Source organism: Pseudoalteromonas sp. Isolate6, from assembly GCF_022398435.1.
GTDB classification, from domain to species: Bacteria; Pseudomonadota; Gammaproteobacteria; order Enterobacterales; family Alteromonadaceae; genus Pseudoalteromonas; species Pseudoalteromonas galatheae.
The window spans coordinates 1-9214 of sequence record NZ_JAKEVK010000188.1 but is presented as its reverse complement, the minus strand read 5'-3'; the positions used below and the strand labels follow the sequence as shown (position 1 = coordinate 9214).

General features: G+C 43.9%; 12 protein-coding genes. 7 read left to right on the top strand and 5 right to left on the bottom strand.

The window, feature by feature from the left end:
• Positions 1-645 (top strand): hypothetical protein (locus L1D50_RS18685; RefSeq protein ID WP_239966574.1); only part of this gene is annotated, 645 nt, incomplete at its 5' end.
• 89 nt (positions 646-734) lie between these two features.
• Here the strand turns inward: L1D50_RS18685 and L1D50_RS18680 are convergent.
• Positions 735-1115, bottom strand: coding sequence for a hypothetical protein (locus tag L1D50_RS18680; RefSeq protein WP_128725844.1), 381 nt, complete (start codon positions 1113-1115; stop codon positions 735-737).
• Between the two features lie 155 nt (positions 1116-1270).
• Between L1D50_RS18680 and L1D50_RS18675 the strand changes: the two genes are divergently transcribed.
• From L1D50_RS18675 to L1D50_RS18660, 4 genes are all read left to right on the top strand, one after another.
• Entirely contained in the window at positions 1271-1981 is a 711-nt protein-coding gene (locus L1D50_RS18675) for a hypothetical protein (RefSeq protein WP_239966576.1), read from the top strand.
• Between the two features lie 85 nt (positions 1982-2066).
• On the top strand, positions 2067-2720 hold the full coding sequence (locus L1D50_RS18670) for an endonuclease (protein WP_239966573.1): 654 nt from the start codon (positions 2067-2069) through the stop codon (positions 2718-2720).
• A gap of 30 nt (positions 2721-2750) precedes the next feature.
• Positions 2751-4343 (top strand): S41 family peptidase, encoded by a 1593-nt coding sequence (locus tag L1D50_RS18665; protein ID WP_239966572.1) that lies wholly within the window; start codon positions 2751-2753, stop codon positions 4341-4343.
• Entirely contained in the window at positions 4343-4729 is a 387-nt protein-coding gene (locus tag L1D50_RS18660; protein ID WP_128725847.1) for a hypothetical protein, read from the top strand. The genes L1D50_RS18665 and L1D50_RS18660 overlap by 1 nt, the downstream gene beginning before the upstream one ends.
• A gap of 23 nt (positions 4730-4752) precedes the next feature.
• Here L1D50_RS18660 and L1D50_RS18655 read toward each other — a convergent pair whose 3' ends face one another.
• Positions 4753-5643, bottom strand: a complete 891-nt coding sequence (locus tag L1D50_RS18655; RefSeq protein WP_239966575.1) for a LysR family transcriptional regulator — start codon at positions 5641-5643, stop codon at positions 4753-4755.
• Positions 5644-5747: 104 nt separating this feature from the next.
• Here L1D50_RS18655 and L1D50_RS18650 point away from each other — a divergent pair, with 104 nt between their 5' ends.
• Entirely contained in the window at positions 5748-6314 is a 567-nt protein-coding gene (locus L1D50_RS18650) for an NAD(P)H-dependent oxidoreductase (protein WP_239966571.1), read from the top strand.
• A gap of 121 nt (positions 6315-6435) precedes the next feature.
• Positions 6436-7122, top strand: coding sequence for a 4'-phosphopantetheinyl transferase superfamily protein (locus L1D50_RS18645; protein ID WP_128725850.1), 687 nt, complete (start codon positions 6436-6438; stop codon positions 7120-7122).
• Between the two features lie 156 nt (positions 7123-7278).
• Here L1D50_RS18645 and L1D50_RS18640 read toward each other — a convergent pair whose 3' ends face one another.
• From L1D50_RS18640 to L1D50_RS18630, 3 genes are read right to left on the bottom strand one after another with little or no spacing between them, the layout of a single operon-like run.
• Entirely contained in the window at positions 7279-7794 is a 516-nt protein-coding gene (locus L1D50_RS18640; RefSeq protein WP_128725851.1) for a DUF2489 domain-containing protein, read from the bottom strand.
• Positions 7794-8381, bottom strand: a complete 588-nt coding sequence (yihI, locus tag L1D50_RS18635; RefSeq protein ID WP_128725852.1) for a Der GTPase-activating protein YihI — start codon at positions 8379-8381, stop codon at positions 7794-7796. Before yihI ends, L1D50_RS18640 begins: the two co-directional genes overlap by 1 nt.
• 24 nt (positions 8382-8405) lie before the next feature.
• The gene (locus L1D50_RS18630; RefSeq protein WP_128725853.1) at positions 8406-9059 is read right to left on the bottom strand and encodes a class I SAM-dependent methyltransferase; all 654 of its coding nucleotides are present in this window, start codon (positions 9057-9059) and stop codon (positions 8406-8408) included.
• Positions 9060-9214: the final 155 nt, after the last annotated feature.

Genomic DNA, 9214 nt, shown 5'->3' with positions numbered 1-9214 from the left:
ACATTAATGAGTATTAGATCTATTTATATTGCTAGTTTGCTCACCATACCATTTACACTGAGTGCAACTGAATCTTCAGAAGTAGAACCATTGACGGTGAAACTTGCTGATTCAGATGCCACAACATTATCATTCGGAGGTGGTTCAGGGCCTGTTGCGTGCAGTATTAAAGTTGAATCTGAATCAACACGTACCTGTAAGTATTTATATTGGGGTGACGCAAGAAATCCTTTCACTGGACAATCATTGAGATCACAAAGCGGAAGCGCTGAAGCAAAGCCATCTAACCGTGACTCTCGAGTAGAAACTATTCCCGGCAGATGGATTACAGCTTTTATCGACACAGGTTCTGGGATGAGAACAATTCACGTACCAACTTACACGGAAGGCTCTTTGAATAAAAGCAACTATAACCCAGGTGGAGAAATTCCGTCATGCCCGAGGTTAACCAGCCCTATTGAAGGCAAAAGAACATTTTCTAAGTATCACCCTGGACGGTGGGAAGGCCGTACTTATATCCAGCCTTGGACAGAGTATAAGACAGCGATTTTCACAGCTTATCCGAGCCTAAATAACAATGTAGAAACCAGTCAAGTAGTTACGGACGTATCATTAATAAGCTGTCGAGCTGGTCTCACCAATTGATCTAGAGCTAGGGGGGAGCCATTTCTTCCCCTCTAGTTTCAAAAATAGCAGCGAGTAACTCAGTCCACACTATTTTATTCTAACTTAGCCTAAGACTCGATTGGATAGATAGTGATTTCGATGCTAGCCCCTATTGCCGAAATTCTAAGCAACGTATCAGCATGTAGCGCTTGTGAGAAGCACTTGGGTGACTTGCCTGAATTAAAACCAATATCAAATGTACGCTTGGTACAACCTAGCCATTGCTTTAGTGCCGCTTTAGAGCAAGACTCAATTAACTCACACAGTTGGTTAATCGCTTTATCAGGAGTTAATTCATTGGTATTTGCCTCAATACGAGCCAATTGACGATAGTCATCTTGATCGTAATGCAGCACGATAGCATTTTTCTTTAAATCTGAAACTAGCGCACTGATATCTTGCTTTGACTCCAGTTCCAAATCGACATTTAAAAATTGAATTTCAGACATGTATTAAAAGCTACCTTGTAAAGCTAAATCTAGTAATGGCTTACTTATCGGCGTGATAAGGACATTACTTATTGGACAATGCGACAATTTGTCACATTCTAAGCACCGTGCGTTATAGTTATCATACTCACGAATACCTAGAATAACATATTGTGATGATTAAAAAACTGCTAAAACCCGCTCGTAAACTCCACAAGTATCTTGGCTATTTACTGTTTTTACAGATCTTTGCTTGGCTATTAGGCGGGCTGGTCATGAGCGCGATCCCATTAGAAAAGGTCCATGGTAAACACTTGGCACATAGAAACTTAGATAACCCCTTTCCCACCGCTGCGTACCGGGCAGACCTCAATCAGTTAGTACAAAACACAGTGCAAGTGCACCAAATCCAGTTAGGCCATTTTCTCGATACTCCCATCATCAAACTCAACCAAGATGAGAATCTCATTTTCAATGGGATAACAGGGGAACCTTTTAGCACTCCAAATCAACAGCAAATAATACAACAGGCCAACCAACACCTATTAATTGCAGCAGATGTAAGCCATATTGAACGACTTGCCACCGCTCCTAGAGAAGCAGGTTACAAGGAAGATGTTTGGCGAGTCGAGTATAACGATATCCTCTCCACCACGCTGTATCTAAGCGCAACTAGTGGCGAGGTTGTGACGGTTCGTAGCACGTTGTGGCGCATCTTTGATTTTTTTTGGATGTTACACATTATGGATTACGACGAACGTGAGGATTTTAATAACCCCTTGCTCATTTCCTTCGCTGCAACGAGTGTACTCTTTTGTCTAACCGGCATATTGTTATTATTGCAATCTCCACCTTGGCGAAAACGTCGCCCTACACTAAAGAAATAAAGGTTCTTATCGTACACTCTTGTTGGTATTGATGATTTTTTTGATATAGTGATATTCCCTGTATTCCACCATTTGGTGAGAGGTTATGTCACGATATTACTATATCTTAGCGCTTAGCTTATTTGTATTAACAGCTAACGCTCAAGAATTCACGTCTTTCTCAAAAGCAAAGAAACATTTATCACAACAAGTTACCGACAATACCCGTACGCTTTATTGTAATTGTAATATCAAAAAGCAAGGCAAAAAGCTGGTGCCGGACTCTGCAAGTTGTGGTTATACCCCGAGGTTACCTTACACTCACAACGGCAAAGAAAACGCCCGTGCTCAGCGCGTTGAGTGGGAGCATATCGTGCCCGCGTGGGAGTTTGGACATCAGTTACAGTGCTGGCAAGATGGGGGTAGAAAGAACTGCCGTAAGGTTAGTGAACAATTTAGGAAGATGGAAGCCGATATTCACAATCTCGCCCCAGCAATTGGTGAAATTAATGGGGATCGCTCTAATTTCCGTTTTGGCATGTTACCTAGTACTGAAGCAAATTATGGTGCATGTCCAGTAAAGATAGACTTTAAATTACGCCGAATTGAACCTCCAGAATATGCAAGAAAACGCATCGCTGAGGCGTATTTTTATATGGAAAAAACCTACGGACTAAAAATCTCCTCACAGCAGCGGAAATTATTCACGGCTTGGCAGAAACAGGGATTGCGAGATAACCCAAGCGGTGCTAGTTTTTAGTCATACAACTAAAACAGGAACGTGAATACGATGCAACGTATTACTCTAGTTTTCGCATCAACAGCAATGAGCTTGTTATTAGCCGCTTGTGGTGGCGGTGGTAGCGATTCGTTAGGCACCGATAACCCAGGTAATAACACTGGACAAACCGAGCCGCCCACTTGGACGTTCAATCAATTTCCTGCATCAAGTCAGTTTATTAACTATTGCGCCTCTCCAAGAACGGGTATAGACAAATATAACAACAACCAACCTTATCCCGATAAGGTTGGTACGGCGATGCATGAAAAGATGTGGCTCCGCTCTTTTACCAATGAAACCTACCTTTGGTACGATGAAGTACTAGACAACGACCCAACACAATTCGATACCGTTATCGATTACTTTGAGCAATTAAAAACAAACCAAACAACAGCATCGGGTAATGCCAAAGATCAATTTCACTTCCACGAATCTTATGAAAGCTTCCAAAAAGAAGCACAGTCGGGCGTTGCAACTGGTTATGGCATTCGCTGGGCGGCCATTGCCACATCACCACCACGTAATTTTACTGTCGCCGCAGTAGAGCCCAATTCACCAGCAGCGAATGCAGGGATCGTACGTGGAGATAAAATCCTTTCGATAGATGGCATCGACTTTATTTCAAGCGATAATAGCGCTGCACTGAATGCGGGCCTATCACCAAAGCAAAGCGAGCCTCATACCTTTGTATTTGAAGATAAAGCAGGCAACGAAAAATCCATTACCCTGACTTCAGTCGATATTGAAACCTCACCGGTGCAAAACGCTAAAGTCATTAGCTATGGCGACAAGCAGGTTGGGTATGTGCAGTTCAATCAATTTATTCCAACAGCCCAAGAAGGATTAATTGAAGCCTTCAATCTATTTAAAACACGACAAATAGACGACTTGGTACTCGACATGCGTTACAACGGTGGAGGTCGCGTCATTATGGCAGCGCAATTAGGCTATATGGTTGCGGGCAACAGCAGCCTAAACAAAACCTTCACTTATAGCACATTGAATGACAAGCGTACTGCAGAAGAAGAACGAACTGAATTTGAGTCTAGAGCAATAAACTGGGCTGAAAACAAGTTTACAACCACCTCTTTACCCACGGTAACCTTACCTAGAGTGTATATACTCTCAACACGAGGCACAGCCTCTGCCAGTGAAAATGTGATTAATGGCCTGCGCGGCATTGATGTTGACGTATTTTTGATCGGCGGTACCACTCGAGGCAAGCCCTATGGCTTTGTACCCGCGCAAAACTGCGGCACGGTTTACTATACCATCCAATTTGGTTCAGAAAACGCGAAGGGCTTTGACGCTTACGCAGATGGCTTCACCCCATCAGGCGCTTCGAGCAGTGGCGAAATTGGCCTAAGCGCGCAAGTGCCAGGTTGTATTGTCGCAGATGACTTCTCAGAACCGTTAGGCAGTGAAAATGAAGGACTCTTAGCCGCAGCACTTACGCATATAGATACCGGTCGTTGCCCAAATGTAGCGCAATTTGCGCCTAACGCTCAGCCACAGTATCAAAATAAGGAGCATGCGGTTACGCTTCCAGTTTATCCACTGCGGGAAAATGCCATTTTGATGAAGCCTAAGGAGTCGCAATAATGGCGCTACTAAAAGCGGCGAAAATCACCGTTTTGGCTTTATTGCTGCAAGCGTGCAATAGCACGCCTGCAGCAACTTCGGTAAATGAGGCTGTACTCTCGACATCTTCGCCCGAAGTGTTATCACAACTCAAGCAAGCTATAGTAAAACTCAAAGGCGGCGTACCACCGACTCTCGCAAGCACCGCTTTTCAACGTAGTCCAACACTACTGCTTGAGCATGGCCAAAGCCTAGATGGCAATGGCAGTCCAATTTTAGGCGCCCATAATCTCGCTTATGAGAGTTTCATTTTGCAGCTTCGCGACACCCAGTGTGTGCTCTACTACCCGAAAAAGGATACCTATGTCGTGCTCAGTAAGGTTAGCTGCAAAAAGCTGGAAAAATAACGCCAGCCGTAATTCTCTTAACCTCAGTTCAGGTTAGCAAAATGGCGCTTTAACACGTCACATAATGCCTGTACTTTGGCCGTTCGGTGAACCAGTACATGGGTAACTAGCCAAACTCGGCTTAACCATTTTAACTCATCACGCAACACTGGCTGTAAATCTGGGTAACGTTTTGCTACATCGTGCTGTAGCCCACCAATACCTAAACCATTAACTATGGCACGCGACGCGTCTGACGTTTCAGACACCCTAAGCGTCACTTGCGTCTCAGGAATATGCTCATCTACCCAAGCGAAATATGGCACTCTTGCATTAAACCCGGCCACACCAGAGACAAAGTAATGTGCTTGTAACGCTTCAAGTGTTCTGGGACTCCCCATACGCTTGATATAACTAGAAGACGCGTACAAACCAGCTTCCAAGGTATTTAGATGCTGCACTATGTAGTCAGGCTCATCGGGCTTTGGCCCTGCCCTCACCGCAACATGCGCCTGCCCATGATCTAAGCGTAAACGCTTTTGGTCGAGAATGACTTCAAGTTGCACTTGTGGGTGTAATTGTTGAAAAGTCAAACAAGGCTCCGACAGCATATCCATAAAACCACTGACCGTCGTAACTAATAGCTTACCTCTGAGCTGGCTGTCCGAAGCAACAATAGAAGTACTCAACTCCATCAAACGCTCGTCTATTTGACTCGCAGTCGTAAGCAGCTTTTCTCCTGCCTGTGTTACTTGGTAACCTCGGGCATGGCGGTGAAATAACCGCGTCCCCAAGGCTTCCTCTAGGCTATTTATTCGCCTCAGTACCGTACTGTGGTGGATCTCTAAGTGCTCAGCCGCCGCTGATAAGGTGCCAAGCTTAGCGACCGTATAAGCGACCTTAAGATCCTGCCAATCTGTGAATTTATCCATAATTACCTCTGTGCATATATGCACAAAAGCTTTGCGTTTATTTCGGTTTTGTGCAAGTAAAATTTTGCTACTATCATTTTAACGAAACAAAATAAGGTATCAGCAAGATGACTACAGCAAAAATTATCGCACTAGCAGGCAGTTTAAGAAAAGACAGCTACAACCAATTACTCATCCAAGCCGCGGCAAACTTTGCACTAGAAAGTGGTGCAGAAGTAGAAGTGATCAAGTTACAAGATTTAGATATTCCAATGTTTGATGAAGATCTTGAAGCACAAGGCACACCAAAAGGTGCCCAGCTTTTAAAAGACAAGCTACGCGATGCCGATGGTATTCTATTAGCAAGCCCAGAATACAATGGTTCTTTCACTGCTGTGCTCAAGAACGCAATAGACTGGGCATCTAGAACAGAACAAGGTGCGGTGCCCGCATTTAGAAACAAAGTAGTCGCACTCTATGCAGCCTCACCAGGCGGTTTAGGTGGGTTACGCGGCCTAAACCATGTCCGTGATGTGTTGTCTGGCATTGGCAGTTTAGTACTCGCAGACCAATTGGCTGTTCCTAGCGCATTTAATGCGTTTGATGATCAAGGTAAAATTAAAGACCCAGAACTTGCTGAAAAAGTATCAAGCCTCGCTCTGCAACTGGTGTCAGTTGCGAGTAAGTTAAAATAACTTTCAATCTCTCGTTCATATCTTGCTATGGACGCTTAGCTCATGCACACTAAGCGTCCAAAGCGAATTAGAGGCGCAATACCAGCCTTTTAATAATGGATATGAATAACGGGAGTCAGCTTTGCAAAGTACTCAGAGTCACCTATTTACCCCCTACCTCTCACACCATTTTCATTGTATTCAGTTTGATCCTGACAGCTTTGACGCGCTTTCCTTTGAACAGCAAAATATACTGCTGCCCGCTTCACTTGATAAAGCGGTAGCGAAAAGGCGAGCCGAGTTTTTAGCGGGACGAATATGCGCCAAAACCTGCCTAGCACAATTTGGACAAGGTGACTTTACGCTGCTTAACGGCTCCGATCGTGCCCCTATCTGGCCTGCTAATATTGTTGCCAGTATCACCCATACTCGAGGGATTGCGGCTGCGATTGCTACAGATGATATCGCCGTGAAAGGCTTAGGCATTGATATCGAAAGAGATATGAAACCGAAGCAGGAAATCGAACTACAACGACAAATTTTACATCCTGAAGAAGTTGAAGTTTTTGCGCTTTTTGGCGAGCAAGTGCACTGTCCATTGACGGTTATTTTCTCAGCCAAGGAAAGCATATTTAAGGCACTTTATAGTACGGTACAAAAGTTCTTTGGCTTTGATGCAGTCAAACTGAGTCAGTTTGATGACAAGAAACTTATTTTCACTTTGATGAAAACGCTACACGATGATTTAAGCGAAGGACAACAAGTGGAAGTATATTACCAATGCAAAAACGCCTTAGTGCTGACCGAATGTGAATATATCGCACAGTAAAATCATACCTATTTGACTTAATACTTACACGATTTGAAGAAGTAAATCTGACGCTAATTGGGTTAAAAATTTCTCATTTATAACTAAAAACGCCCACTTGGGGCGTTTAATCTGAAGTTTGAATAGGGATTCACTTACCCATTTTCACAAGCCAGCTTACTGAAACACAACGTTTTCACTACCAGCAGCCGCTTTAAAGCGCGCTATCAGCTTTTCGCAGTCCTGTAAGATCTCCGCTTCTAGGCGCTCTTCAGCACGCCAACGCTGGCTATCCATTTTGAAAATCTCTTTTTTAGAATACTTCTTACGCGCATCATGAGTTGGCATTTCTTTGACTTCATCATACATCTGATAAACACCAGGGTAACTCTGCTGTAAGTCAACTTCCTCATCAAAACTATATTGCGAAATAAGCACCCAAACTCGTAAGCATCCTTCAGAATATTCACATTGTTTTTCTTTCATCGCGCGCGCGAGTAAGTTAACGCTATCCGCAATTTTTTCGTTGCGCTTCTGGCGTGACTTTTCGAGCTCAGCAGCTTTTTGCTCGCGATGTTTGGCAATCTGCTCTTTTTGCACCTTCAGCTGCCATAGTAATTTACCCGCGTAAAACGCCAGTCCAGCAATAATCAGGGCACCAATAATGATTGCGATGATCCATGCAGTATTCATTACTTATCATCTTCCTCAAAGTCGTCGTCTAACCATTCATTTGCTAGATCATTACTCATAAACTGATCCATTGGATCATTTTCTAACATCTCGCCTTCTTCAAACTCATCATCAATACCTAAGATCTCACACAGCTCCTGATGACGCGCAATGCCGCGATTAAAATACTTGGCGTCTTTTCCTGTTAGCAGTTCACCGCGCTCATGGCGTTCAAGTAGCGCCATCAAACGTTCATCATTTTCTAACTGCTCTAGCTCTTGTTCTGGAGTAAGCGTTTCTATCGCCGTAGTTAACTGAACTTGTGGTTGCAGATGACGCTTCATCTCAGGCTGGGTATTCGACTTAGCCGGTTGTGGCTCTGCAACCAAAGAAATTGGCTTTTTGCTACCAACACGCGGATCTTTATTGGTCGACGTGTTTGGTTGCTCTTTCGCTAGGATCTCAGGTGCATTTCTAGAACCTGGCTTTTTACCTTTGGTTTTTTTGCTACGCTGCTCTTTTAGTGCACGTAACGCTTGTAGCTTTTCTTTACTCAGCCTTGGTGTTCCATTGGCTGCAACTTTACGTGTCTTTTTCTTTCTAGTCATAATTGGTTATCCAAAATTCTCGCGTTAACTACGCTTGGTGAGAATGATGACATCATTCCCAATAAATTCTAAATCACAATCCTGCTGCGCGGCAAAATACGCAAAACTTTCCCGGCTAAAAAATGAAATGTGCGTTAGGTCATTTTTATAGTGCCAATTCGCAAAGCGTGCTTTATCGATGACAAGTTTGGTCATCAAGGCCAGCGGTTTACCCACTTTTAAGAGTGCTAACAATTGCGCTAATACTTTTGCAGGCTCTGCTAAATGTTCTACCACTTCTGTGCTCACGATAAAGTCATACTGACGACTCAGTACACTGGCATCATTAGCATAGTACAGGTCAAACAAAGCTACCTGATGTCCTGCTTCTTCAAGCATTTTTGCAAGCAGCGGCCCAGGCCCACAGCCAAAGTCTAAGCCTTGGCTTGGTGTCACCAAACGTGCCAACAGTGGATCCGCCACTCGTGCTAGAAAGCGACGATAGCCTTCATCGGCCAGGTCGTTTTCATGGCTATCATAAATAGCCTTTTCTTGAGCTGGTGTTAATCTCGACTTGGGATCAACCATCACCAACTGGCAGGTTTGACATTGCCAGTACAGTCGATATTTGTCTTGATGGTAGGTTTCAAGCTGATTACCTTGGCACAGGCCACAACTGAATAGAGTTGAATCTTGCAACGGTCAACAGTGATTGTTTAATAAGGCGGCTATTGTATCAGGTATAATAGAGGCAACCAAATAAAAAGGCGGCAGAGATCACTCTCTACCGCCTACTAATCTGAGCGTCACAACTGGACACTTCTCCCTTCGACTTTTAAGTCTTATTATTATTC